Here is a 24,449-nt window from a genome sequence, read left to right on the forward strand (position 1 = left end):
CCCTGAACCCGCCGGACGGGTGCTCAGTTTCCGAACGTGTCCTGGAAGAAATGCCGGTTTGCGTCCGCCTTCTGCAGGAGCTCGTCGCCGGTGAAGTATTTGCGGTCAAACTCTTCCCAGTCGCCAACGAACATGGTCCATTCACCGTCCACCTGCACCGGCCAGCTGCGGCGGACCCGGTGGAGCTTTTCGTGCACCTGGTCCGGGTTCTCCGGATCGGCGGAGCTGTACTGCAGGACGGTGCAGTTGTGGATTATTTCCGTCTTGTCGGCATCACGGTCCAGGAATTCTTCATCACTCCAGCGCTCCAGCACCAGGCGCGTCGCCCACATGAACTCCCCGTGGGTCACCATCAGGACGTTCTCCCTGGGGTTCTCGCGGTGCAGGGTGCTGAGGATGTTGCGCACCCGGTTCTCAGCGACGTTCGCAATGGATTCGCCGGCCGGAGGCGACCAGTACAGCGGATCATTGTCGCGGTACTGGGCGTTCTGCGAGTACTTTCGGGCGAAATCCTGCTTCGACATGGAACCGATCTCGCCCCAGGACCGCTCGCGGATGACCCGGCTCTCCTCCCAGCGCACATCCAGTCCCAACATGGCAGCTGTCTCACGGGCCCGGGTGTAGGTGGAGACAACGGCGCGGTCGAACTTGATGTTCTGTTCGGCAATCCACGCCCCGGCCACCTTCGCCTGCTGAACTCCGAGTTCGGTGAGACGCCAGGACCGGTCGGGAACCGTCATTGTTTCCTCGGTGTAGAGGCTCGGATCACCTGCTTTGGAAGCCTTCTGCATGATGTTCGCTTCGCTCTGTCCGTGGCGGACAAGGAACAGGTTCCGGGGCATGACCATCGATCGGGTACTCCTTCTTATAACGAACAGAACCAGCCGGTTACATCTTAGAAGGTCTGCTCAGGACGGATTAGAAGGTCTGCTCAGGACGGACGCTGCCGCACCTGCGGAAGGAAGCACCACACCAGCAGCCCCGCCGACACCAGCGGCGCAATAAACCCGGCACCAGCCACAATGAACACACCGACGACTGTTCCGGCAAACCCAACGCCAACGGTCACGCCAAGGCGCAGCAGCGAAGATCCGGGGACAAGCTTCCCGGCGGGCAGGGCAATCCCGAAGCCCAGTAAAACTGCTCCGGACAGTGTCAGCGGCCACTGCCAGGGGTGGCCTGCGCCAGCGAACTGGGATGCTGCTTCGCACAGGAACGCTCCGGACACCAGCAGCGCTGTCCAGCGAATGACGCTGCCAAACCGCGGCAGAAGCATCAGGCCCACTGCCACCGTCAGCGGGACGGCGTTGAGCGCACCCGCCGCGAGACCGAGGTTCATTGCCGCGGTGGAATCCTCCGCAAGATTGGACCAGGTGCTGCCGGACAGTGCGAATCCAATGCAGAGCAAACCAACAAGGAGGGTTCCGCCCGCAATGACGACGACGGCGGTCCGCACGCTTCGGGAGTCCGGCAAGCGCGTGGTCGGTTCCATCGGCCGAGGGTCCGCGCTTTCCGCTCTCAACGCCACATACAGCAGCCCGGCCGCGGCAAACGGAGCAAACAGGAAACCAACCATGAACGCGATGACAAGGGCCAGCGCCGCCGGCGCTGCAAGCAGGAGGCTCTGGGTGGTGCGGGATGCCAGGGGACGGTGCGGACTCCACAAGGTGTTGACGATCGGTAGGAGAGCGGCCGTCCCTGCGATCAAGGCAAGGGCCAGGATGGGCAAAGTGGCCGCTTCGAACCAGTTCAGGGGGACGCCTGCATCAGCGGCGGTGAACCCGGCGGACCAGCTGATAGCCGCCGCTGCTGTCAAGCCCCAGCCCGGCACTGCTGCCGCGGCTGTAAGCAGGGCTTCCGGTGCTGACAGCCGGCCGGACTGATAGGACAGCGCCGCTGCCGTGAGTGTCAGGCTCAAGGGCCCGAGAAACATCGAGGCCAGGATTCGGACAAGGTCAGCCCCCGGCCAGTAAAGGGCTCCGGTCAGCAGGATGCCCGCTGCCAGGAGGAAGGCAGCCAAAGAAACCGCTGCACACCCGGCGGCCCACTTGTACGTTGCGCGTCCGGCCAGGGCATCGGCACGCGCGGCCCGCGTTTTCGCAGGTGAGAGGCGGTCCGGGTTCATGTCGAACAACCTACCTGCCGGGAAGGCCTCCGCATACGATCCGGGCGGAGCAAAACCGGGCAGAGGATCCGGCGCTCGCACTCTGATCGCCGCGTAGGCTGGAAGCGTGCGAAAAGAAACCCTCTGGGAAGCTCAAAAACGTTCATCGCCCGGCCACTCCGCCTGGTACATCTCGCGGTTCGCCCAAATGCGCGAGCAGGGCGCGGATCTGCACGGCGAAGCACGGCTGATCGACGCCATGGTGCCGCGCGGAGCACGGATCCTGGACGCGGGCTGCGGCCCGGGCCGGGTGGGCGGCGAGCTGGCGGCCCGCGGGCACGACGTCGTCGGCGTGGACGTTGATCCGGAGCTCATCGAGGCCGCACAGCAGGATTTCCCGGGTCTTCCCTGGCTGGTCGGGGACCTGGCGGAACTGGACCTTCCCGCCGCCGGCATCGCGGAGCCGTTTGACGTAATTGTCTGTGCCGGCAACGTTCTGACCTTCGTGGCGCCCGGCACCCAGCAGGAAGTCCTGACCCGCCTGCGGAACCACCTTGCCGCCGGCGGCCGGCTGGTCACCGGTTTCGGCGCCGGCCGCGGGTACGACTTCGGGACCTTCCTCGAGGACGCCGCCGCGGCGGGGCTGAAGTGCCAGCAGAAATTCTCCACCTGGGATCTGCGTCCGTTTGAACCGGATTCCGATTTCCTGGTGGCCGTCTTCGGACGGGCCTGACGCGTTCCACTTTCACTGTGGCGGCGGTTCGGATCCGCCGCTAGCCTTCGGAGAGACCGTATTAGTTCTCTCGTAAGGGCAGGCCATGGAACTTGTCGGCAGCACAGCAATCGTCACCGGCGGGTCAAAGGGCATCGGCTACGCGGTGGCCGGTGCCCTCATGGCGCACGGGGCCGACGTCGTGATCACCTCGCGGCACGATAAAGAGGTGGCCGAGGCTGCGGCAACCCTGGAGGCCGCCCATCAGGGCCGGCGTGTCCTTCCGGTGGCCGCGGACGTGACCAGCGCCGTCGACGTCGAACGCCTCTACGCGCGCGCGGAGGCCGAACTTGCCCCAGTGGCAATCGCGGTGAACAACGCCGGCATCCACTCCTATGAAACCATCGCCCATCTGTCCGAAGACGACTGGAACGGTGTGGTGGACTCCCACCTAAAAGGCACCTTCCTCGGGACCAAAGCGGCTCTGGCGCACATGCGGGCCAGCGGCACGGCCGGAGCGATCATCAATCTCGGCGCGGTGGACGCCATCGCAACGACGCGCGGCACAGCCCACTACGCGGCGGCGAAGGCCGGCATCGCGAAGCTCACGGAAGTGGCCGCGCTGGAGGCCGGCCGTCACGGCATCCGGGTCAACACGGTGTCGCCGGGGGTGATCGTGACCCCGGAGAACGCCGGGACCTTCAGCCCCGACTTCGAGGCCGCCTGGCACCGCAGCTTCGCCATCGACCGGATGGGCGAGCCGGCAGACGTGGCCAAGGCCGTGGTTTTTTTGGCCTCTGACTATGCCGGCTGGATCACGGGAATCAACCTGCTGGTCGACGGCGGCACCCACCTGCGCGGACTGCCCGACTATGCGGATTACCTGCTCGGAGGCAACGAGTGAGGGGTATCCGAGGGGGCACGGTCATAACCGGCAGCGTCAGATCAGCCAGGCGGTGGTGTCGCCCGGAAGCATGCCGTCTGCCAGGGCAGAGCTGCTCAACCGCACCGTTCCCGCGGGCAGCGGTGCAGGAGTGGATCCGAAGTTGGTGATGCACTGCCAGCCGTTGGGCCGGGCGAAGTGCAGCACCTCGGGGGAAGCGCCGTCGATCCACTCGAAGTCCTCCCCGGTCTGCAGTTCGCGGCGAAGCTCAAGGGCCCGCCGGTAGAAGTTGAGCGATGAGGCGGGGTCATCTTCCTGGCTTTCGACGGCGTACACGCTGAACCAGTCGGGCTGGGGCAGGTGCGCGCCGCCGGAGCCGAAGCCGAAGGAACTGCCCTCCATGGTCCAGGGCAGCGGCACGCGGCACCCGTCGCGGCCGATGTCCACGCCCTTGTTGCGGAAGAACGTGGGATCCTGGCGGTGCTCGTCGGCGATGTCGGCCACCTCGTGCAGCCCTAATTCCTCACCCTGATACAGGTAGGCGGAACCGGGCAGTGCCAGCATCAGCAAGGAGACGGCACGGGCGCGGCGCTCGCCGAGGACGGGGTCCAGCGCCGGTTCCGTGCCGCCGCTCATCAGCCAGGCGGAGCCGTCCTGGCTCTCCGGGTCGGCCGGACCGCTGACGGGCAGGCCATAGCGCGTGGCGTGGCGGACGACGTCGTGGTTTGAAAAGACCCAAGTGGAGGATGCGCCGGAGGACTTCGCCTCGGCGAGGTTCTTGGTGATGATGTCGCGGAACTGGACGTGGTTCCAGCCAGCCTTCAGGAGGTCGAAATTGAAGGCCTGGCCCAGCCCTTCGGGGCTGGCGTAGCGGGAGCGGCGGTCGGCGTGCACCCAGGCCTCGGCCACGGCGGTGCGCGGCGGGGTGTATTCGTTGAACACCTGCCGCCACTCGGCGAACACTTCGTGGACTTCGTCCCGGTCCCAGAACGGGTGCTTGCCGTTGTTGTTGTCATTCTCCGCGCCCAGATCAGCCTTGGACGCGAGCGGCTCGGTCATGTCCTTGGTCAGGGCATGCGCCACGTCCACCCGGAAGCCGTCCACGCCCCGGTCGGACCAGAAGCGCAAAGTGGTGAGGAAATCGTCCCGGACCTCGCGGTTATCCCAGTTCAGGTCCGGCTGTTCCTTCGCGAAGATGTGCATGTACCACTGGCCGTCGTCGGTCCGTTCCCAGGCCGGGCCGCCGAAGACGGACTCCCAGTCCGACGGCGGTTCGTCACCGTTGGGTCCCAAGCCGTCGCGGAAGATGTACCGGTTCCGGGCGGCCGATCCCTTCGGGGAAGCCAGCGCCTCCTGGAACCAGGCGTGGCGGTTGGACGTATGGTTCGGCACAATGTCCGCGATCAGCTTGATGCCGGCCGCGTGGAGGGCTGCAATCATTTCGTCGAAGTCCTCGAGCGTGCCGAGCTTGGGATCAACGTTGCGGTAATCATCCACGTCATAGCCGCCGTCGGCCAGCGCTGAGGGATAGAACGGGCTGAGCCAGACGGCGTCGGCCCCCAGGGACTGCAGGTAGGGGATTCGAGACGTGATGCCCGGCAGGTCGCCGATCCCGTCGCCGTTGGAATCCGCGAAACTGCGCGGATAGATCTGGTAGACGGCGGCCTGCCGCCACCAGTGCGGATCCTGCATGCGTGCGGCGAACTCCTCAGGGAAAAGCTGCGCTGCGGTGTCGGCGGGCTGGAGCTGCGGATTGGCAGGAAACGTCACAGAGTCATCTTTCAGATTGGGACCGGCTTTCCGCGAGTCTACGTGATGCCCCGGACCGGGCCGCCGGCTCTGCCGGCCATACAGCACCTCCGGGGCGGGCTGCAGGCCGGTCAGTCGTTCCAGTTCCGGGGCGTTACGGTGAGGTTTATCCCGGCGGTGCCGCCCAGCAGCTCCTTTGAGAATTCCGGGACATCCACATGGCCTTTCCACCGGGCTGCGGTGGGGTCGATGTCCGCCAGGAGGTTCTCCTCCGCGGGAACCCAGTCCCTGAGTGCAGTGGGGATGGAGCTGTTCCACGCCGCCCAGGCACGGGGCAGGGCCCGGTCAGATGAAGGAGGCTCGATGTCGACGAGCAGAGTGTCCTGCCAGTCTTCGGTTTGCTCGAGGTGGTCGGCGAAAAAGAAGTGACCTTCGCTCTCCCGGATGGACATCAGCCTCAATCTCAGTGCCTGGCGGAGCGTGGAGACCTCCCTGCCGTTGATCTGGGGGCGCGGCGCAGCGGAGGACAGGAAAGTGGTGAGCAGGGGAACCGGGGAGTCAATCGGGTCGCCTTCCTTCCAGTGCTCCACCTGAATAGGGCAGAAATGAGCCGCGCTCTGTTCGTGGACCAGGACCGGAAGGCCGCGAATAGCCAAACCAACATCCAGCTGGAACTCGACTCCCGGCGGGGCGGCCCTTCCGACGGTAAGTCCAACCAGTTCCACTTCAACCTTGAGATCGCCGAAAAGGAATCGCTGCAGGTTCTGGTATCCCTCTTCTGAGTTGACGATGCCGTACCGTCCGCTGTGGCTTCGGTGCACCACTGCCAGCTGTGCGCCCCTGACCGCGGCATTGTCGATTTGCACCAGGCCGTCGCTGCGGGCGCCCACCGCTTTTGAGGACATGCCCATGGCGACGTCATAGTCCTCCGGGTTGGACCCCACCAGGCAGAAGAGGTTTTCCACGGGGAACCCGTCCGCCGGCATGACGGTTCCCTGGAAGTCTTCCCGGGTCAGCTCCTGCCTCTGCGCCTGCGGGGTCAAATAGTCGTACATCCGGTCCGGCCCGAAGATGTCCGCGCCGTGGACGCCCGTGGCATCACGGAGGCGTTCCAGCAGCCCCATGCCCAGGGCGAAGTTGATTCCGCCGTGGGGAGTTGCATAGGTAAAGACCCGGGCCACATATTTGGTGCCGGCGGCGGGATCAAACACGCCGGTCTCTGCGGCCACGCTTTCCGGGATGACCCGCTGCAGCATGCAGCGGCAGATCAGTCCTCCCATGGAGTGGGCAACCAGAAACACCTTCGGTGCGCCCGTCTTTTCCAGTACCAGCCGGACGAGTGCAAAGAGGCTGGCGGCGGCTTCCTCGAGGGAAAACTTCTCCGGGTCCTCGGCAAAGGTGGTGGCGGCGTCGTCGTAAAACCGGTGGATCCAGACGGAAGCAGGGTTCAGGCTCCCCGCGTCAACGCTGTTCAGGAACGTCCATTGGTCCCCGTGGACCGGCACTTCGTAGGTGTGGTCGCTGATGAGGCGCAGCATCGGGGATTCGAATTGATGAAACTTGGCCCGTCCGCTGCTGTCAGCGCGGACGTGGACCGATCCCTGGCTAAAGCCGTAGAACGGGTCATCCACGGCATCGTTGATGGCCGAACCTGCACCGGCAAACCCGCGGACGTAGATCACCGGGAGTTTGCCGTCATCACCGGAAGAATGCATCGTTTTCCTCCTCATGCTCCAGCGCCTTCGGCTCGGCGCGCCCGGGCCAAAGAAGTCCCATCAGGTGGCTGCGCAGAGAGGGGCGTCGCACGGCGAGTGCGGCGGGCAGACGGTGCTGCCGAGTGGTGACGTGAGTGACCGCTCCGTCGCGGCGACTGCAGGGCCTAGCAGTAGGATCCTCAACGCGCTGCGTTGTGTCAATGGAGATTCCGGTGGTTGACCCCGGGCCTCCTCATTGCCTCAGCAGCCAGCGGGCAGATGCAAAACGGCGCCGCCGGCAACCAGCCGGGCAGCGCCGTCGTGCCTGCGCGTTACTTGGCGGAAACCAGCTCCGGGTGATGCAGCTGGGCAACCTGCGGATGGGCGCGCAGCCAGCCCTTGAGAACATTGGAGCCGTAGGACGCCAGCATGGGGTTTTCCGGATCATCGGAGATGCCGCGGGACTGTGCCGCCAGCTCGGCGGGAAGTTCCACCGAGTCAATGACGGCGTCCAGGCGCGGGGACCAGAAGAACGGAATGGCGTAGCGGTCCACGCCGGGAGCCGGTGCGGTGACCCGGTGAATGGTGGCGGAAAGGTAGCCCTGCGTGGCAACCTCGAGCATCTCGCCCAGGTTGACCACCAGCGCACCCGGGATCGGATCCACCGGAATCCACGTATCCGATTCATGCGGACGAACCTCCAGGCCGCCCACCGAATCCTGCAGCAGCAGGGTCACGAAGCCATAGTCGGCGTGCGACCCGACGCCCTGGGTGCCTGCTTCCTTGACCACGCCACCCACGTAGTGGATGAGCTTGGCCATCCACGCGGGAGTTCCTTCGAAGGGCTCGGCGAAGTGGTCTTCGGGCAGATCCAGCGAGACGGAAATGGCGCTGAGCAGTTCGGCGCCCACTTCCGACATCAGCTCGCCCCACTCCATCGACTTCTGCCGCAGCTCGGGCAGCACCTCATCGGGGAACAGGTTGGGACCCTGAACCAGCCAAAACGGCTGATCTTTCGGGTAATCCGCCACGGGCTCGCGCTCCGGGCCGAAGTCCACCTGCTCGCGGGCATCCGGACGTCCCTGCGTCAGCTCGGTGCCCAGCCTGGTGTACCCGCGGAAGTGCGGAGACTTCCGGTTATCCAGCTCCAGCCGGTTTTCCAGCGGCAAATCAAAGAAGCGCTTTGTGACGTCAAACAGATCGTCCACCTTGGCTTCGCCTGCGCCGTAGCCCACCAACTGGAAGAAGCCGATGCGGTGCGTGGCATCACGCAGCTGTGCAATGAACTCGGGGTTGAAGGAACCGTCGGCATTACGGGCGGTGCTCAGGTCCAGGACGGGAATCGAGGTGGGGATCTCAGTCATAGAGCGAAGCTACCACCGGCCGCTGTCAAGTAAGTAGCAAATGTTACGACGGCGCCGTCTTGTCCCTTGCTGACCTGCGCTTTTATTCCGGCCACTGTGGACAGGTGCGTAATACGGCGTCTTGTGGCGACACGATCAGGGGTTAGACCGGCCCGGCGGCGGATGGGGATTCGTGCCGGGGTGAGTGATTGTATCCGCGCGGGGCACCGTCGAATAATTAGTACACATAAATGTGCGCTAATCCGTTCCATATGGTCTGATATACACATCAGTCTTTAGGTAAGCCTTACCTACCAACCCCGATAGGAACGTTGTTGAGCGCCTCCCACCCTCCCCGCGGAACCTCCCGCCGCCATGTTCTCGGCGGTGCCGGTCTGGGTCTTCTTGCCCTTGCCCTCGGTGCCTGCTCCTCCCGTGAAACCGTTGCGGCAGCCGGAAGCGCGGCGGGTTCCGGCGGCTTCACCGTCACCGACATGCGCGGCATAGAGGTGTCCTTCGACGCTCCCGTGCAGCGGATTGCGACGACGGTCATCCCGTCGCCGTCGATGCTCGCCGCAGTGGACGGCGGCTACGAGCGCATTGTGGGCATCAACGAATCCACCCTCCAGGCCAACAAGCAGGGCCTGTTCGGTGAGATGTACCCCGAGTCCAAGAGCACCACCACCATTTCCCCGTCGAGCTTCACGCCCAACATTGAAACCATCACCAAACTGCAGCCCGACGTCGTGTTCCAGTGGGCGGACCAGGGCGACGGACTGGTGGAACCGCTGGAAAACGCGGGCTTCAAGACCGTCTGCCTGCTCTACGGCACACAGGAATACCTGGAAACCTGGGTGCAGCTGTTCTCCACCATCCTGGGCAAGCAGGAGCGCGGCACCGAAATTGTGGACTGGATGCACGCCGAGATCGCCCGGCTGGAGAAGGAACTCTCCGGCGTGTTGACTCCGGTGCGCGTGGTCCATCTGGGCCAGTCCGGTGACGGCTACTCGGCCTCCAACAAGTCCTCCTACATGCACTACTGGATGGAACTGGCCGGCGGGCGGAACATGGCAGCGGACAACATTTCCGCAGAAAACGTGGTCAGCGCCGAACAGCTCATCACCTGGGATCCGGAGGTCATTACGCTGGGCGGTTTCGACGCCCGCACCCCCGCAGAGGTTTACGCCGACAAGTCCCTGGCCTCCGTTTCCGCGGTCCGCAACCGCCGTGTGTACAAGGCGCCGCTGGGAGGCTACCGCTGGGAAGTTCCCTGCGCCGAGTCTCCGCTGATGTGGCAGTGGGCCGCCGAGCTCTACCATCCGCAACTCACCGGCCACACGCTGCGCGCCGCCATGGCCGAGAAAATTGCCTACCTGTACAACTACGAGATGTCCGAAGCCCAGATTGATGCCGCTCTCCGGATGGAACTCAACAGGGAAAGCGCCGGCTATGACGTCTTCCGCGGTTAAGCCCGGCACGACGACGACGGCGACAGCTCCCCGCCCGCCGGCGCGCAGCCACCGGGTGCCGCTGCTGCTGTGCGTCCTGCTCCTGTGTGCGGTCGCGCTGATTTCGATGGCGGCCGGCCGGTACTGGGTTCCGCCGAACGAAATCCTGCGCATCCTGGCCAACGAAGCCACTGCACTCTTAGGGGCCGGCGGCGGTGAGGGCGCCGTGCGCCGGACCTGGACCGAGCAGGAAGCTACCGTGGTCCTGGATGTGCGTCTTCCGCGGGTCCTGCTGGCCTTCCTGGTGGGCGGCGCCCTGTCCCTGGGCGGCGCCTGCCTGCAGGCACTGTTCCGCAATCCGCTGGTCAGCCCGGACATTATCGGCGTCACCGCCGGGGCGTCGTTTGGCGGCGTCTTGGTGCTGACTCTGGGCCTGTCCGGCGGCGCGATGGTGGGCGGAGCATTCGGCTTTGGACTGGCCGCCCTCGCCGTCGTGCTCCTGCTGGGCCGGCTGGGCGGCAGCGGCGGACCCATGCTGATGATCGTGCTCGGCGGCATTGTGGTGGCGGCGTTCTTCAACGCCCTGGTCTCCTTCATCACGTACACAGCGGACCCGTATTCCGAGCTGCCGTCGATTGTGCACTGGTTGCTGGGGTCCATCGCCGCCGCCGGGTATGACAAGGTGCTGACCGCGCTGATCCCGGTTGCCCTCGGCGCGGCCGTGGTCCTGGCTATGCGGTGGCGGCTGAACGTGCTCTCGCTGGGCGACGACGACGCCGCTGCCCTGGGCGTTAATCCGCACCGCTCCCGCGTGGTGCTGCTTTGCGCCGTGGCCCTGATGACCGCCGGGACCGTGGCCGTGGCCGGCGCCGTCGGGTGGGTGGGCCTGGTGGTTCCGCACCTGGCCCGGCTCTGGGTTGGCCCGGACCACCGTGTGCTGCTGCCCGCGTCACTGCTGCTCGGCGGCACCTATCTGATGCTCATTGATACCCTCAGCCGCTCCCTCACCAGCAGCGAACTGCCCCTGGGCATCCTGACCGCCGTTATCGGCGCCCCGGTGTTCGTGTGGCTGCTGGCCCGTTCCCAGAAAAAAGGCGAGATGCAATGACCACCCTTCCTGTCCTGGATTCCGGCTCCGACGAGGCTTCCTCCCAGGCGGCTGCCGCATCGGAGGCCACCCTGATGCAGGTTTCCGGGCTGGGTTTCCGCTACTCCCGGGTGCGGCCCTGGCTGTTCCGAAATCTCGGCTTCACCCTGGAGCGCGGGGAAATCCTGTCCATCCTCGGGCCCAACGCACGCGGCAAAACCACGCTGCTCAAATGCCTGTCAGGCCTGCTTGCCCCGCGCGAGGGGCAGATCACCACCGCGGCTGCCGTGGGCTATGTTCCGCAGGACCACGGCGCCGGCGGTACGTCCTACACCGTGGCCGAGATGGTGCTCATGGGCCGCAGCCGCCACCTGCGCGCGTATCAGAGCCCCCGCCGGGAGGACCACGACGCTGCCGACGCGGCCATGGAACGGGTGGGTGTGGCCGGCTGGGCCAACCGCTCCTACGCCGAGCTGTCCGGCGGCCAGCGGCAGCTGGTCCTGATCGCGCGGGCCGTGGCCTCCGGCTCCGAGCTGCTCGTCCTGGATGAGCCCGCCTCGGCACTGGACCTGCACAATCAGTCACGCGTGCTCGGTGTCCTCGCGGGACTTGCCTCGGACGGGATGGGTGTCATCATGACCACCCACCATCCGGACCACGCCCTGCATGTTTCGCGCAACGCGCTGCTGTTTGTCGGCAGCGACGACACCCGCTGGGGACCCACTGACGACATGCTGACCAGCTCCGCACTCTCGGCGGTCTACGGACTCCCCATCTGCACCCCAACTGTCGGCACCGAGTCGGGCAACCGGGTGATCGCGGTGCCGGATTTCGGCCCTTCCTGCCGCAAGGACTGCGCACTGCCCTTCGGCTCCGCGCCCCTCACCTCCATCCCCCTTCGAAAGGACCTCCCGTGATTTTCCGGCTGATCGGCGGTACGCCGATGCGCGCCCAGAACGACCCGTCCTGGCGCGGCGCACTCGAAGACGTTGACGCGTACGACTTGGACGACGACGCCGCCCGCGCCCGGATCCTGTCCGCGGACGCACTGGTGATCGGCGGGGGTGCTGACCACCTGCTGCTGTGCCGGCACCGCGAGGCACTGAGTGGTTTTGTCCGCTCCGGCGGCCGGGTGCTGGTCAACGGCCAAGTGGTGAAGCCCTTCATTGACGGACTGGCGGTCTGGCGAAAACTAGAATTCCGCGGCGCACAGGACGTCCGTCCGCATTCGGTCACCGCCCATCCGGTCTGGCACGGCGTCGACTATCGGGACCTGCACTACCGCACGGGTGTGCCCGGAACACACAGCTACGAGAAGCTGGAAGAGATCGGCGTCGCCGGCTTCTACGGCCGCGGCTACCATCTGGACCTGCCCGAAGGTGCCAGCGTTGTCACGGGCATCGGCCAGTATTTGCTGCCGCTGGACTACAGCTACCGGCTGGGCGACGGCGAGGTGCTGGTCCACGGCGGCAATGATCTGGAGAGCTTCAGTGATGACAGGTATTCGATCGGAGAGATCGGTCCCAACCTGGTGCACTGGCTGGAGGGCGGAACTCGGACTCCCGGCAAGAAGCTGGCCGGACCGGAAACCGCGGAACGGAACTCGGTTGCCGCAGTTCCGCCGCCGCCGTCCGCCGGCCAATCCGTCGCCGTCGGGCGCCGAGAACCGGCACCCGGCGCCGCCCCGCGGATCGGGCTGCTGCACGGCGGCACGTTCCCGGCGCTGCGCACGCTCGCCGATCCCGCCCTGGCCCCCTATCGGATTGAATCCGTGTACCTGCCTGAAGCTGATCCCTCAGCGCTTGCCGGCCTGGACGTGATCATCGTGGGGGACCGCCTGCACCAGGGCCAGCTGGCCCGATTTGCCCCTGCAGTTCGCGCCGCACTGCAGGACCCGGCCAAGACCGTGATTATCCTCGGCGAGAACAAGGTGGAACAGTGGCTGCCCGGCGTCGGCTACACCTTCCGGCCCACCGTGTTCTGGGCCTGGCGCACCGGCGAGGACAACGGCACGCGGTTGCGGCTGCCCGAGGACCCGATGTGGGAATACTTCACGCCGCGGGCGGTGTCCTGGCACCATCACGGACTGCTGCATCCGCCCGCCGGTGCCCGGTCCCTGGTGGTCATGGAGGAGGACGGCGCCGACTCCGGGGCCCTGCTATACGTGGACGAGGTGAACCAGCCGGCCCGTCTGCTGGTGACCACTATGGATCCGGTCTATCACCACGGTTCGGGGTTCATGCCCGGTGCTTCGCAGCTGCTGTACTCGCTGCTGCGCTGGGTGACGGCCACGCACGTTCCGAGCAGCTAAGCGTTCGTTCCCGCCGGCGGTAAATCGACCAGCCCCAATCCAGAATGAGCGTCAGCCCAGAGCTAGCCGGACGGCCAGAACCAGCATCACGATGCCGATGAGCAGGTCCAGTATCTGCCAGGTTCGGGGCCGGTTCAGCACGCGGGACAGCGAGCGCGCGCCGTAACCCAGCGCAGCGAACCAGAGACAACTGCCGACGGCGGCACCGGCCGCAAAAACCCAGCGGGCGTCCGGCCCGTGCTGGTTCGCCAGGCTGCCCAGCAGCACCACGGTGTCCAGATAAACATGCGGATTCAGGAAGGTCAGCGCAAGGGTGGTCAGGATGACGGTTCCTTTGGCGCGCGGCGCCTGGGCGGTCAGGGCAGCGGGGCGCAGGGCAGAGATCAGCGATCGGATACCCCACCAGGCCAAGTAGGCGGCCCCGCCCCAACGGAGAATTTCAAGGGCGGCGGGAAAGCGGGCCACCAGCGCGCCGATCCCCGCGGTGCCGCCGAATATCAGCAGCACGTCACTGACGATGCACAGCATCACCACCACCGAGATGTGCTCGCGGCGCAGACCCTGCCGCAGCACAAAAGCGTTCTGGGCTCCGATAGCCATGATGAGTCCCAGACCGGTGACCATGCCGGTTGCCGCGATGCTTAACATGTGTTCACCGTAGCCAGCGGCACGGATTCAATCCAACGAATGATTTTCAGGATGCATTAGCTTTGCTTCATGAACTTTGAGCATCTGAGGGCACTGGCCGCCGTCGTGGACGAGGGTACTTTCGAAGCGGCGGCGGACCGGCTGCACATCAGCCCGTCAGCGGTAAGCCAGCGGATCAAGGCCCTGGAAAACGCGGAGGGCCAGATCATGATCCGCCGCGGCGTGCCGTGCAGTCCCACGGAACCCGGAGCCGTCCTGCTGCGGATGGCCCGGCAGATGCAGCTGCTGGAGGCCGAGGCCCGGGAGGCACTGGGGTCCCAGGCGCCGGGACTGGCCGCCACACGGTTGGCCGTGAACGCCGATTCCCTGGCCACGTGGTTCCTGCCCGTGCTCGCGGAAGCCGCTAACTGGGCGGACACCACCCTTGACCTGCACGTTGAGGACCAGGATTACAGCAGCCGGCTGCTGCGGCAGGGTGACGTGATGGGGGCGGTGACGTCGGACCGGTCTCCGGCGAACGGCTGCCGGGCGATCCGGCTGGGAGCAATGCGTTACGTCCCTGCCGCCGCTCCCGGGCTGCGGGACCGGTTTGCCGGGGCAGGCGGCCCCGACTGGGACGCCATGCCGGTGCTGCAGTTCAACGCCAAGGATGACCTGCAGCGCGGTTTCCTGGCCTCCCGGAGCACCTCCGGCAAACCTCCGATGCACACCGTCCCCTCGTCGGAGGCTTTCGTAGCTGCCATACGCGCCGGGCTGGGCTGGGGGATGGTGCCGGAACTGCAGGTGGATTCGGACTTCGACGACGGCACGCTGGTACTGCTCGATGCCCGGGCACACCACGACGTCGTTCTGTACTGGCAGTCCTGGGGGCTTCAGTCCAAGCGCCTTGACCGGCTCACAGCAGCGGTCCGCCGGGCAGCCCGTCAGCTGCGAAACTAGCCCACCTGAAAATCAGCTCACGCCGTCGTCGCCGGTTGCCCTGCCCGCAGCCATGGAAGCCCAGCGCGCAAAGTAGGCACCGCCGGCGTCTTCATGGATGCGGTCGCCGGCGGTGAGCACCGGATACGGTTTGGCCGGAACGCCGTCGGCCGGGCGGACGTCCACGTGCGCAACGTCGTAACCCAGCGCGTGCAGCTCATCCGCCATCGCGTAATCCGTGCGGGAATCCCCGACCGTGCGCCAAATGTGGGGAATCTCCGTGCCGGCTGACTCCAGCAGCGAGAGAGCGCGGCGGGCGCCGAGGTCCTTGCCGACGCCCAGCGCTTCTATATCGGTGGAAATGATCGTGGGATCGATGCGGTAGTCAATGGAATCGTCGCTGTCGGGAGCGTGGTGTTCCAGCCGGCACACCCCGAGGTCGAACTTCTCCATCAAGGCCAGGGCATCGGCGTCGAACTGCTGCTGCTCGGCCAGGTAATCGGCGTTGGCCACGTCCACGTGCTGCTCCACGGACACCATGGCCCGTTTCGTTTCGTCGTAGAACATGTGCCCGCTGTACTTAGCTGCCACCAGCTGCCGGACGGCGTCGGCGTAGTTGCCGGGAAGGGCCAGAGCGGAATCAACCTGCGGCTCATCGGGACCGGAGCCGGTGAAGGAGAACCAGACAGCGCCCTTTTCGCAGATCGCATGCACAGTGGTGTCAGCCGGAAGGCCCGCGGCGATCATCGGCGCCATCACCTGCTCGCGGATGAAGGCATCGGACCGGCCGGTATTGAAGATGACAGGCCATCCGGCGGTTGCAAGCTCCACGAGATCCGCAATAATCCCAGCGGGCACGGATCGGGTCACCGGGCTGGCCACCGGGCCGTCGACGTCGAGCAGGAGTCCAAATCGGGAGAAAGTCACTGTGCCAGTATTCCACCGGGCCAGGTCCCGGAAAAATGCCCGCTGCCATGCGGAGGGCTGCATTTGTGCTGGTGGGAGGCCGGATCCGGCCCATCAGGGTCCGCGGTGACCGTTTTGTAACCGAATGCGAACGCCCCGCCGGGGTGCGCTGTTTCAAAGGATGCAGATCTTCTTTAGTCTGTATTAGTGATCTTCAAAGCTGTTGGCGACGGACGCCCTTACCCCGACCATGGATATGTAACACCCAAGGACTGGGCAGCGGTGCCTCCCCGGCAGGTCCGGCTCGATGAGCTGGTCACCACCAAGAGCACTCTTGACCTTGGTGCCCTGCTGGCAGAGGATTCCACCTTCTTCGGAGATTTATTTCCGCACGTTGTGCAATGGAGGGACACCATGTATTTGGAAGACGGACTTCACCGGGCGGTGCGAACCGCCCTGCACCAGCGGACCATCCTGCATGCACGCGTCCTGGTAATCGATGACTGACAAGCCCTCCGGTGTGCAGCATCGGAACAGGGCAGCCAAGAGCGATCCCACCGAATGGCACGGTCACCGGATTGTCACGGAGGATGATCTCGGGGCCGTGTTTGACGCGGAGGCGAATGAAGCGGCAAGGGTGCGGCTGGCGCGCCGCCGGCAGCAGCGGCACCGGATTGTCATAGGCCTGCTTCTGGCGGTGCTGCTGGCCGCAGCACTTTTCGCCCTAGCTGTCCTGCGGGGCTGGATTGTCCTCTCGGAACCCGAAACAAAACCGGTTGCCTCCACGGAATGTCCCGCGGGACCGTTTACCTATCAGGATCCGGACACCATCACGGTGAATGTCTACAACACGACGGCGACCGCCGGGCTGGCCTCCCAGGTCTCCGAAGCGCTCGCCCAGCGGGGCTTTCAAAAGGGAATCGTGGGCAACGGCTCGGTCAACCGCGAGGGCATGACCGCTATCATCATCTCCGGTCCGGACGGTGAAGAGGCTGCGTTTACGCTGCAGCAGCAGATCCCCGCAACACAATATGTCCAGGATGACCGGGCCGACACCACGGTGGACGTGGTTCTGGGGTCAGGGTATGCGGCACTGGTGCCCGCGGATAAAATTTCGGCCTCAGCCGCCGGACCGATGAGCTGCCCGTGGATGTCCGAGACGCCGGCACCGCCGGCAGGCTAGCGATGAGGCGCACCCCGGAAGAGCGCGCACTGATCGGACTGGAATTTGCAACGTCCGCGGCGGCTCTTGGCGGCGGGCTTCTCCTGGCCGTGCGGCCGGACGGCGCTTTCCTGCATGCCGACCCGTCAGCGCTGCGGCGGACTCCGTTTACCGACTGGAGGCTCCCCGGCCTGCTTCTGGCCGCCGGCTGCGGAGGCGGCTACCTGATCGCCGGGCTGCTCACCCTGCGGCGGCACCGGGCCGCACCCCTGGTCTCCGCTGCCGCCGGAACTGCGTTGATCGGACTGGAAGCGTGGGAAATCGCCTTCATAGAATTCCAGCCGCTGGAGGCGGTGTTCGCGGGGGTGGGAGCCGCCGTCGTCGTGCTGGCGCTCCGCACCCGGCCCGTCTAGTTTCTTAGGCCGAGGAATCCGCCCGGGAGTCGACCGTTTCATCCGCCAGATCGGCCCGCACCCGTCCGTCGCCTCGGACCCACAGACGGTAGGCCACGAAGAGCAGCGCTATCCAGGCGGCGCCCACGATAAGGGCCACCCGGGTGCCCGGCATGACACCGAGCAGCACCACAATGAACACCATGAAGGCCAGCGCAGCATAGGAAGCAACGGGCCAGAACGGTACACCGAACTCCGAGGCGGGCAGGTTGCGGCGGGCGATGTCGCGCTTCATCGAAATGTGCGACAGCAGGATCATCAGCCAGACCCACACAGTGGCGAAGGTGGCAATCGAGGCGATGATCGTGAACAGCGATTCGGGCAGCAGGGCGTTAAGCACGACGCCGGCCAGCAGCACTCCCGCCATAGTGGCCACGGTCATCCAGGGCACACCGTTTTTCGAGACTCTGGCGAACGACGCCGGTGCCTGGCCCTGCCTCGCAAGCCCGTACATCATGCGGCCGGCACCGAAAATATCGGCGTTGATGGCGGACAGTGCGGCGGTGATGACCACTGCGTTGAGGATGTGCGCCGCGGCGGTAATGCCGAGCGAATCAAAGATCTGCACAAAGGGACTGGTGGAGCCGTCAATATCCTGCCACGGGAAAATCATCATCAGCACGGCCAGGGTGCAGACGTAGAACAGCAGGATCCGGAACGGCACGGTGTTCACCGCAGCGGGGATGGCCTTCTTCGGATCCTCCGCCTCGCCGGCGGTGATGCCGATGGTCTCAATGCCGCCGAAGGCAAACATCACGATGGAGAAGGACGCCAGCAGGCCCCAGAAGCCGTTCGCGAAGAAACCGCCGGAACCCAGGAGAGTGCCCATGCCCGGGTTGGCGCCGTCGTCGAGTCCGAAACCGAACACGATGATCGCAATACCGCCCACAATCATGGCGATGATGGCACTGACCTTCAGGATGGAGAGCCAGAACTCGGTTTCGCCAAAGACCTTGACCCGCATCAGGTTCAGCGCCGCGATGAGCAGCACCACCGCCAAAATCCAGATCCAGCGCGGCACGTCCGGGAACCAGAAGCCCATGTAGATGCCGAAGGCGGTGACGTCGGCAATGGCCACCACCGCCATTTCGAAGGCGAAGGTCCAGCCCGTGATGAAGCCGGCAAACGGGCCCAGGTAGCGGCTGGCATAGTCGCCGAACGAGCCGGAGACCGGATGCCGCACCGCCATCTCGCCGAGCGCCCGCATGACCAGGAACACAGCCGCGCCGCCGATCATGTAGGCCAGCAGGACTGCCGGCCCCGCGGACTGGATGGCCGACGCCGAACCGTAGAACAGTCCGGTGCCGATGGCCGAACCCAGCGCCATGAAGCGGATGTGCCGGACATTCAGGCCGCGGGCCAGCGCCTGGGTAAAGGAGGACTTCAAAGAGAACGCACCTTGGAGATTGGGGGATAGGCCGAATAGTCGGCCTATCCATATTACGCCCGTGCGTGTGGATCGTGATTTTCAGCCCTTGAACCTGCCGGCTAAGTCCCTAGCAGCCGTCCGGGCCGCAGGCTGGGCCGTCGGCGGAGGCCGAGGCCGGCGTGAGGTTCACCAGAGGGTGGGATTCCTGCCAGGCCTGTTCCAGGGCGGAGGTGAAGAGTTCGACGGGTTGGGCGCCGGAAATCCCATACTTTTCATCGAGGACGAAGAACGGCACGCCGCTGACTCCGAGGGACCGGGCCTGCGCAATGTCGGCGTTTACGGCGTCGGTGTATTCGTCGGTGGCCAGCATGGAGCGTACCCGGTCCGGGTCAACGCCCGCTGCGGCACCGATCCCGCTCAGCACCTCCGTTGACCCGATGTCCTGCCCCTTCTCGAAGTGGGCCGAAAGCAGCGCCTCCTTGACGGCGTCGGCCGCTTCGGAGCCGCCCTCTGCACGGGCCAGATGGATCAGACGGTGGGCCGGAAAACTGTTGGCCACCACCAGGGAATCGAAATCGTAGGACAAGCCCTCACCGGCGGCCTGGGCGGTCACCTGCTCCAGCATGCCGGCCAGCTGCTGCGGATCGATGCCCTTGCGTTCGCTGAGGTACTGGACCTCGGTGCCGTCATAGTGAGCCGGCAGGGAGGGATCGAGCTGGTAGCTGCGCCAGGTCACCTCCACCTCATTCCGGTGCGGGAAAGCTGCCAGGGCAGCCTCGAAGCGGCGCTTGCCGATGTAGCACCACGGGCAGGCAATGTCGGACCAAATATCAATCTTCATAACCCCTGCAACGCAGAAAGGACCGGGACCCATTCCCGCAGCGTCATGGAACGCTTTACGGAAAAACGGTCCCGGTCCTCCCGCCGGTGCGGATACTGAAGGCGTATCCGCACCGGCAAAAGGTTAGGCCGGTTCCAGTTCCTTTGCCTCGTGCAGGAACCGGGCGTAGGCCGGCACCGTCAGGAAGGTGGGGAACTGCTCGCCGCAGGCAACCTCTTCAAAGAGTTCCCTGGCATCCTCGAAACGGTCGCCGTCGAAACGCTGCAGGTTCCCGAACTCCTCGTCCAGCAGTTCCTCCACCCAGCGGTGCGTAATGATCTCGCCCTCGTCCGTGACGGCCGAGGCATGGATCCACTGCCAGATCTGCGAACGGGAGATTTCCGCCGTGGCGGCGTCCTCCATCAGGTTGTTGATGGCGGCCGCACCGTTGCCCCGCAGCCAGGACTCGATGTAGCGGATGCCCACCTCGATGTTGCTGCGGATACCGGCTTCGGTGATGACGCCGGGTGTGGAAGCGACGTCCAGCAGCGCCTTGTCATTGGGGACCACGTCTTCGCGGGTGCGTTCCAGCTGGTTCGGACGCTCGCCGAGGACGCCGTCGAACACCTCCATGGCCACCGGAACCAGGTCCGGGTGCGCCACCCAGGAACCGTCAAAACCGTCGTTCGCCTCGCGGGTCTTGTCAGCGCGCACCTTTTCCATGGCGACGTCGTTGGCTGCCGCGTCCTTGCGGTTGGGGATGAAGGCAGCCATGCCGCCGATGGCATGAGCTCCGCGGCGGTGGCAGGCACGCACCAGCTGCTCGGTGTAGGCGCGCATGAACGGAGCGGTCATGGTCACCATGTTGCGGTCCGGCAGTACGAACCGGGGTCCGCGGGTGCGGAAGTTCTTGATCACGGAGAAGATGTAGTCCCAGCGGCCGGCGTTCAGGCCGGCGGCGTGGTCCCGCAGCTCGTAGAGGATTTCCTCCATCTCGAACGCTGCGGTGATGGTTTCGATCAGCACGGTGGCACGGATGGTGCCCTGCGGGATGCCCATGAGGTCCTGTGCCAGGACAAAGATGTCATTCCAGAGCCGGGCTTCGAGGTGGTTCTCGATCTTCGGCAGGTAGAAGTAGGGGCCGCGGCCCTGCGAGATCAGCCGCTGGGCGTTGTGGAAGAAGTACAGGCCGAAGTCCACGATGCCGCCGGCGATCGGAGTGTTGTCCACCAGCATGTGCTTCTCGGGCAGGTGCCAGCCGCGCGGGCGGACCACGATGGTGGGCAGGTCTGTCAGGGACGTGCCCTGCACCTTGTAGTCCTTGCCCTCCGGGGAGGTGAAGTCGATTCGGCGGTCCAGGGCGTCCCGCAGGTTCAGCTGGCCGTTGATGACGTTGGACCACGACGGCGTGGAGGAGTCCTCCATGTCCGCCAGCCACACCTTGGCGCCGGAGTTCAGGGCGTTGATGGTCATCTTGCGGTCCACCGGACCGGTGATTTCCACGCGCCGGTCCTCCAGCCCGGGGGCCGTGGGGGCCACCCGCCAGGAATCGTCTTCGCGGATGGACCGGGTCTCAGCCAGGAAGGAAGGATCGGCCCCGTTGGAGATCTGCGTCCGGCGGGCCTGGCGCTGCTGGAGCAGCTCCTGCCGGCGGGAGGCCGTGGCCCGGTGCAGTGCCTTGACGAAATCAAGCGCCTGCGGGGTGAGGATTTCCTCCTGCCGCCGCACAGCGGGAGCGGTGAGGGAAATACCGTTCAGGGTGATTGGGTCATTCATGGCGTTCTCCTTGGGATGATTCAAAGCTGTGGGGTAGACGCAGCGGGGGTGGGGAAGATTCCGCCACCCCCGCCGCATCCGGCTTCTGAGAGCCGGGGTTAGTGGAACTGGGCGGACTCTGTGGAGCCGGCCAGGGCCAGGGTGCTTCCGGTCGGGTTCAGCGCGGTGGCGATGGCATCGAAGTATCCGGTGCCGACCTCGCGCTGATGCTTGGTGGCGGTGTAGCCGCGGGATTCGGAAGCGAATTCCTTCTCCTGCAGTTCCACGTAGGCGCTCATGCCGTTGCGGGCGTAGCCGTGGGCCAGGTCGAACATGGAGTAGTTCAGGGCGTGGAAGCCGGCCAGGGTAATGAACTGGAACTTGAAGCCCATGGCGCCGAGCTCGCGCTGGAACCGGGCGATCGTGTCATCGTCCAGGTGCTTCTTCCAGTTGAAGGACGGCGAGCAGTTGTAAGCCAGCATCTGGTCGGGGAACTCGGAGCGGACGGACTCCGCGAACTTGCGGGCCAGCTCCAGGTCCGGGGTGCCGGTCTCCATCCAGATCAGGTCCGAATACGGGGCGTAGGCCTTGGCTCGGGCGATGCAGGGCTCGATCCCGTTGCGGACCTTGTAGAAACCTTCGGGGGTGCGAACTGGCTCTCCGTTCTCACGGATGATGAACTCCTGATCACGCTCGTCCACATCGGAGGTGATGAGCGTGGCTGCCTCGGCGTCGGTGCGGGCAATGACGACGGTGGGCGTGCCGGCAACATCCGCCGCCAGGCGGGCGGCGTTCAGGGTGCGGACGTGCTGTCCGGTGGGGATCAGGACCTTGCCGCCGAGATGGCCGCACTTCTTCTCCGAGGCGAGCTGGTCTTCCCAGTGAACGCCTGCCGCACCGGCCTGGATCATGGACTTCATCAGCTCGTAGGCGTTCAGCGGTCCGCCGAAGCCGGCTTCGGCGTCGGCCACGATCGGGACCATGTAGTCCTCCACGCTCTGGATGCCCTCAGCAAACTCAATCTGGTCGGCACGGAGCAAAGCGTTGTTGATGCGGCGGACAACGGTGGGAACCGAGTTGGCCGGGTACAGGGACTGGTCCGGGTAGGTGTGGCCGGAGTTGTTCGCGTCAGCTGCGACCTGCCAGCCGGAGAGGTAGATGGCCTTGAGGCCGGCCTTGACCTGCTGCACGGCCTGGTTGCCGGTAAGGGCACCCAGGGCGTTGGTGTAGCCCTCGTCGCCGGCGTTGCGGAGCTGGTCCCAGAGCTTCTCAGAACCGCGGCGTGCCAGCGTGTGCTCTTCCTGGACGCGGCCGCGGAGCTTCACGACGTCGTCGGCGGTGTAGTCGCGCTCGATGCCTGCCCAGCGGGGATCCGAAGCCCATTCGGAAGTAAGCTGCTCGGCGGTGGGTGCGGTGTTCTGTTCCTGGGTCATGACCAACGTCTCCTTGAAGTGTTGCTGCATCTCCGGCCGTTTCAACCGGTGATTTCCTCTGTGCAACCAACTCTGCGGCAATAACAACCCCCTTTCTAGGAGTTTTCTCTGGCAAGAAATGCAGTTCTTCGCATAATGTGAATTTGTGACCGACACAACATGGAACCGGCCCGCTCCGGCAGCCCGCAAATCCGCTCCGGGGTCCGAAGCGGAGCGCACTTTGGACGTGATCAGCCTGGGCCGGCGCGTCCGGCACCTGCGCAAAGCCAAGGGGATGACGCTCGATGACCTGGGCGCCGCCGTCGGAACCGCGGCCTCCCAGCTGTCGCTGATTGAGAACGGCAAACGCGAACCGAAGCTGGGCATGATGCAGGCGCTGGCCGCCGCACTGGACGTCAGCATCGATTCGCTGCTGGGTGCCGAGCCGCCCAGCCGGCGTGCTGCCCTTGAGATTGAGTTGGAGCGCGCCCAGCGCGGGCCCCTCTACGCGTCCTTGGGACTGCCGAAGGTGAGGATCGGCTCCCGGCTGCCCATCGATGTCCTCGAATCCCTGGTGGGACTGCAGGCGGAGCTCGAGCGCCGCCTCAATGAACAGGTGGCCACGCCCGAGGAAGCGCGCCGGGCCAACGGTGAGCTGCGGGCCATGATGCGCGAGCGGAACAACTACTTCCCCGAATACGAGGCCGAGGCGCAGAAGGTGCTGGATTCGGTGGGACACACGTCCGGTCCGCTGTCCCAGCATGTGATCGCCGATATCGCTGCGCACCTGGGCTTCAGCCTGCATCATGTGAATGACCTGCCGCACTCCACCCGGTCCGTCACGGATCTGAAGAACCGGCGGATCTATCTCACGCAGTCGCAGCGTTCGGACCACGATCCGCGCTCGGTGCTGCTGCAGGCGCTGGGCCACTTTGTGCTCCAGCACCAAACTCCCAGCAGTTACGGCGAGTTCCTGGGCCAGCGGGTGGCCACAAACTACTTTGCCGCGGCACTGCTGCTGCCCCAGAAGGCCACCGTGGAGTTCCTGCAGCGGGCCAAGGCCGCCAAGGAGATTGCCGTCGAGGACATCCGCGATGCCTTCGCCGTGTCCTACGAGACCGCGGCGCACCGGTTCACGAACCTCGCCACGGAACACCTGGGCATCCCCACCCACTTCCAGAAGGTTCACGAGAGCGGCATTGTCTACAAGGCCTATGAGAACGACGGCGTGACGTTCCCTGCCGATCACACCGGCGCCATTGAGGGGCAGCCAATCTGCCGGTACTGGACCTCCCGGGAGGTCTTCTCCGTCCCGGACCAGTTCAGCGCGTTCAACCAGTACACCGATACACCGGCAGGCACCTACTGGTGCACGGCACGCATTGAACGGGGATCGGCCGGCAAGTTCTCACTCAGCATTGGCGTGCCGTACCAGCACGTGAAGTGGTTCCGGGGCCGGGACACCACCGAGCGGTCCAAGTCCCGCTGCCCCGATCCGGACTGCTGCCGCACGCCGCCGGGCGAATTGGCATCGCAGTGGTCGGGGTTTGCCTGGCCCAGCGCCCGGGCCCACTCACACCTTCTGGCGGCGCTGCCGCCGGGCGCATTTCCCGGTGTGGATGAGACAGAGGTGTATTCATTCCTGCAGGCCCACGCCGGGGACTGACCGCAGCGCA

At 65.4% G+C, this 24,449-nt stretch carries 22 protein-coding genes; 11 read left to right on the forward strand and 11 right to left on the reverse strand.

What is annotated here, in order from left to right; translation table 11 throughout:
* Positions 1-23 precede the first annotated feature (23 nt).
* Complete coding sequence (locus KG104_RS01335; protein ID WP_207348361.1) at positions 24-848, reverse strand: histidine phosphatase family protein; 825 nt, start codon at positions 846-848, stop codon at positions 24-26.
* An 83-nt stretch (positions 849-931) separates the two neighbouring features.
* Positions 932-2,125, reverse strand: coding sequence for a hypothetical protein (locus KG104_RS01340; protein WP_207348362.1), 1,194 nt, complete (start codon positions 2,123-2,125; stop codon positions 932-934).
* Positions 2,126-2,231: 106 nt separating this feature from the next.
* Between KG104_RS01340 and KG104_RS01345 the strand changes: the two genes are divergently transcribed.
* Both KG104_RS01345 and KG104_RS01350 read left to right on the forward strand, forming a co-directional pair.
* Complete coding sequence (locus KG104_RS01345; RefSeq protein ID WP_237688643.1) at positions 2,232-2,837, forward strand: class I SAM-dependent methyltransferase; 606 nt, start codon at positions 2,232-2,234, stop codon at positions 2,835-2,837.
* A gap of 85 nt (positions 2,838-2,922) precedes the next feature.
* Complete coding sequence (locus tag KG104_RS01350; protein WP_104055695.1) at positions 2,923-3,720, forward strand: SDR family NAD(P)-dependent oxidoreductase; 798 nt, start codon at positions 2,923-2,925, stop codon at positions 3,718-3,720.
* 36 nt (positions 3,721-3,756) lie between these two features.
* On the opposite strand, the gene KG104_RS01355 is transcribed toward KG104_RS01350, so the two are convergent.
* From KG104_RS01355 to KG104_RS01365, 3 genes are all read right to left on the reverse strand, one after another.
* Positions 3,757-5,391, reverse strand: a complete 1,635-nt coding sequence (locus KG104_RS01355; RefSeq protein WP_207348465.1) for a glycoside hydrolase family 13 protein — start codon at positions 5,389-5,391, stop codon at positions 3,757-3,759.
* Positions 5,392-5,579: 188 nt separating this feature from the next.
* On the reverse strand, positions 5,580-7,163 hold the full coding sequence (locus tag KG104_RS01360) for an esterase/lipase family protein (protein ID WP_207348363.1): 1,584 nt from the start codon (positions 7,161-7,163) through the stop codon (positions 5,580-5,582).
* A gap of 311 nt (positions 7,164-7,474) precedes the next feature.
* A complete protein-coding gene (locus KG104_RS01365) occupies positions 7,475-8,506 on the reverse strand; it encodes an isopenicillin N synthase family dioxygenase (protein ID WP_207348364.1) in 1,032 nt (343 codons plus the stop codon).
* A 314-nt stretch (positions 8,507-8,820) separates the two neighbouring features.
* Here KG104_RS01365 and KG104_RS01370 point away from each other — a divergent pair, with 314 nt between their 5' ends.
* Genes KG104_RS01370 through KG104_RS01385 form a run of 4 tightly spaced genes read left to right on the forward strand, consistent with a single transcriptional unit; the run spans position 8,821 to position 13,331 of the window.
* Complete coding sequence (locus tag KG104_RS01370) at positions 8,821-9,954, forward strand: ABC transporter substrate-binding protein (RefSeq protein WP_207348365.1); 1,134 nt, start codon at positions 8,821-8,823, stop codon at positions 9,952-9,954.
* Positions 9,935-11,041: a FecCD family ABC transporter permease gene (locus tag KG104_RS01375; protein ID WP_207348366.1), complete on the forward strand. Its 1,107-nt coding sequence runs from the start codon at positions 9,935-9,937 to the stop codon at positions 11,039-11,041. Before KG104_RS01370 ends, KG104_RS01375 begins: the two co-directional genes overlap by 20 nt.
* Positions 11,038-11,937: an ABC transporter ATP-binding protein gene (locus KG104_RS01380; RefSeq protein ID WP_207348367.1), complete on the forward strand. Its 900-nt coding sequence runs from the start codon at positions 11,038-11,040 to the stop codon at positions 11,935-11,937. Before KG104_RS01375 ends, KG104_RS01380 begins: the two co-directional genes overlap by 4 nt.
* The gene (locus KG104_RS01385; RefSeq protein ID WP_207348368.1) at positions 11,934-13,331 is read left to right on the forward strand and encodes a hypothetical protein; all 1,398 of its coding nucleotides are present in this window, start codon (positions 11,934-11,936) and stop codon (positions 13,329-13,331) included. Before KG104_RS01380 ends, KG104_RS01385 begins: the two co-directional genes overlap by 4 nt.
* A gap of 51 nt (positions 13,332-13,382) precedes the next feature.
* On the opposite strand, the gene KG104_RS01390 is transcribed toward KG104_RS01385, so the two are convergent.
* Positions 13,383-13,979, reverse strand: a complete 597-nt coding sequence (locus tag KG104_RS01390; protein WP_207348369.1) for a LysE/ArgO family amino acid transporter — start codon at positions 13,977-13,979, stop codon at positions 13,383-13,385.
* A gap of 69 nt (positions 13,980-14,048) precedes the next feature.
* Between KG104_RS01390 and KG104_RS01395 the strand changes: the two genes are divergently transcribed.
* On the forward strand, positions 14,049-14,918 hold the full coding sequence (locus tag KG104_RS01395) for a LysR family transcriptional regulator ArgP (protein WP_207348370.1): 870 nt from the start codon (positions 14,049-14,051) through the stop codon (positions 14,916-14,918).
* Between the two features lie 12 nt (positions 14,919-14,930).
* Here the strand turns inward: KG104_RS01395 and KG104_RS01400 are convergent, their stop codons facing one another.
* Positions 14,931-15,824 (reverse strand): Cof-type HAD-IIB family hydrolase, encoded by an 894-nt coding sequence (locus KG104_RS01400; protein ID WP_237688644.1) that lies wholly within the window; start codon positions 15,822-15,824, stop codon positions 14,931-14,933.
* 186 nt (positions 15,825-16,010) lie between these two features.
* Between KG104_RS01400 and KG104_RS01405 the strand changes: the two genes are divergently transcribed.
* Genes KG104_RS01405 through KG104_RS01415 form a run of 3 tightly spaced genes read left to right on the forward strand, consistent with a single transcriptional unit; the run spans position 16,011 to position 17,378 of the window.
* Complete coding sequence (locus tag KG104_RS01405; protein ID WP_104055710.1) at positions 16,011-16,310, forward strand: type II toxin-antitoxin system VapB family antitoxin; 300 nt, start codon at positions 16,011-16,013, stop codon at positions 16,308-16,310.
* Positions 16,303-16,986: a LytR C-terminal domain-containing protein gene (locus KG104_RS01410; protein ID WP_104162019.1), complete on the forward strand. Its 684-nt coding sequence runs from the start codon at positions 16,303-16,305 to the stop codon at positions 16,984-16,986. The genes KG104_RS01405 and KG104_RS01410 overlap by 8 nt, the downstream gene beginning before the upstream one ends.
* Before the next feature lie 2 nt (positions 16,987-16,988).
* Positions 16,989-17,378: a hypothetical protein gene (locus tag KG104_RS01415; protein ID WP_207348371.1), complete on the forward strand. Its 390-nt coding sequence runs from the start codon at positions 16,989-16,991 to the stop codon at positions 17,376-17,378.
* Positions 17,379-17,382: 4 nt separating this feature from the next.
* On the opposite strand, the gene KG104_RS01420 is transcribed toward KG104_RS01415, so the two are convergent.
* The 4 genes from KG104_RS01420 to aceA all read right to left on the reverse strand — a co-directional run bounded on the left by KG104_RS01420 (position 17,383) and on the right by aceA (position 22,794).
* Entirely contained in the window at positions 17,383-18,744 is a 1,362-nt protein-coding gene (locus KG104_RS01420; protein ID WP_104055944.1) for an amino acid permease, read from the reverse strand.
* Positions 18,745-18,913: 169 nt separating this feature from the next.
* Positions 18,914-19,627, reverse strand: a complete 714-nt coding sequence (locus tag KG104_RS01425) for a DsbA family oxidoreductase (protein WP_207348372.1) — start codon at positions 19,625-19,627, stop codon at positions 18,914-18,916.
* Between the two features lie 123 nt (positions 19,628-19,750).
* Positions 19,751-21,382 (reverse strand): malate synthase A, encoded by a 1,632-nt coding sequence (aceB, locus tag KG104_RS01430; protein ID WP_104162016.1) that lies wholly within the window; start codon positions 21,380-21,382, stop codon positions 19,751-19,753.
* A gap of 98 nt (positions 21,383-21,480) precedes the next feature.
* Positions 21,481-22,794, reverse strand: a complete 1,314-nt coding sequence (gene aceA, locus KG104_RS01435; protein ID WP_207348373.1) for an isocitrate lyase — start codon at positions 22,792-22,794, stop codon at positions 21,481-21,483.
* Positions 22,795-22,939: 145 nt separating this feature from the next.
* On the opposite strand from aceA, the gene KG104_RS01440 reads away from it, so the two are divergent.
* A complete protein-coding gene (locus KG104_RS01440) occupies positions 22,940-24,439 on the forward strand; it encodes a helix-turn-helix transcriptional regulator (protein WP_181032599.1) in 1,500 nt (499 codons plus the stop codon).
* Positions 24,440-24,449 lie beyond the last annotated feature (10 nt).

It is taken from the genome of Arthrobacter sunyaminii (assembly GCF_018866305.1).
Taxonomy (GTDB): domain Bacteria; phylum Actinomycetota; class Actinomycetes; order Actinomycetales; family Micrococcaceae; genus Arthrobacter_B; species Arthrobacter_B sunyaminii.

Bases quoted from the DNA above. Each gene is read 5' to 3' on its own strand.
- KG104_RS01365 (WP_207348364.1), bottom strand. From the start codon at position 8,506: ATGACTGAGATCCCCACCTCGATTCCCGTCCTGGACCTGAGCACCGCC.
- aceA (WP_207348373.1), bottom strand. From the start codon at position 22,794: ATGACCCAGGAACAGAACACCGCACCCACCGCCGAGCAGCTTACTTCC.
- KG104_RS01395 (WP_207348370.1), top strand. From the start codon at position 14,049: ATGAACTTTGAGCATCTGAGGGCACTGGCCGCCGTCGTGGACGAGGGT.
- KG104_RS01360 (WP_207348363.1), bottom strand. From the start codon at position 7,163: ATGCATTCTTCCGGTGATGACGGCAAACTCCCGGTGATCTACGTCCGC.
- KG104_RS01375 (WP_207348366.1), top strand. From the start codon at position 9,935: ATGACGTCTTCCGCGGTTAAGCCCGGCACGACGACGACGGCGACAGCT.
- KG104_RS01390 (WP_207348369.1), bottom strand. From the start codon at position 13,979: ATGTTAAGCATCGCGGCAACCGGCATGGTCACCGGTCTGGGACTCATC.
- KG104_RS01425 (WP_207348372.1), bottom strand. From the start codon at position 19,627: ATGAAGATTGATATTTGGTCCGACATTGCCTGCCCGTGGTGCTACATC.
- KG104_RS01335 (WP_207348361.1), bottom strand. From the start codon at position 848: ATGGTCATGCCCCGGAACCTGTTCCTTGTCCGCCACGGACAGAGCGAA.
- KG104_RS01355 (WP_207348465.1), bottom strand. From the start codon at position 5,391: ATGCAGGATCCGCACTGGTGGCGGCAGGCCGCCGTCTACCAGATCTAT.
- KG104_RS01350 (WP_104055695.1), top strand. From the start codon at position 2,923: ATGGAACTTGTCGGCAGCACAGCAATCGTCACCGGCGGGTCAAAGGGC.
- KG104_RS01420 (WP_104055944.1), bottom strand. From the start codon at position 18,744: ATGGCGCTGGGTTCGGCCATCGGCACCGGACTGTTCTACGGTTCGGCG.
- aceB (WP_104162016.1), bottom strand. From the start codon at position 21,382: ATGAATGACCCAATCACCCTGAACGGTATTTCCCTCACCGCTCCCGCT.
- KG104_RS01415 (WP_207348371.1), top strand. From the start codon at position 16,989: ATGAGGCGCACCCCGGAAGAGCGCGCACTGATCGGACTGGAATTTGCA.
- KG104_RS01410 (WP_104162019.1), top strand. From the start codon at position 16,303: ATGACTGACAAGCCCTCCGGTGTGCAGCATCGGAACAGGGCAGCCAAG.
- KG104_RS01380 (WP_207348367.1), top strand. From the start codon at position 11,038: ATGACCACCCTTCCTGTCCTGGATTCCGGCTCCGACGAGGCTTCCTCC.
- KG104_RS01340 (WP_207348362.1), bottom strand. From the start codon at position 2,125: ATGAACCCGGACCGCCTCTCACCTGCGAAAACGCGGGCCGCGCGTGCC.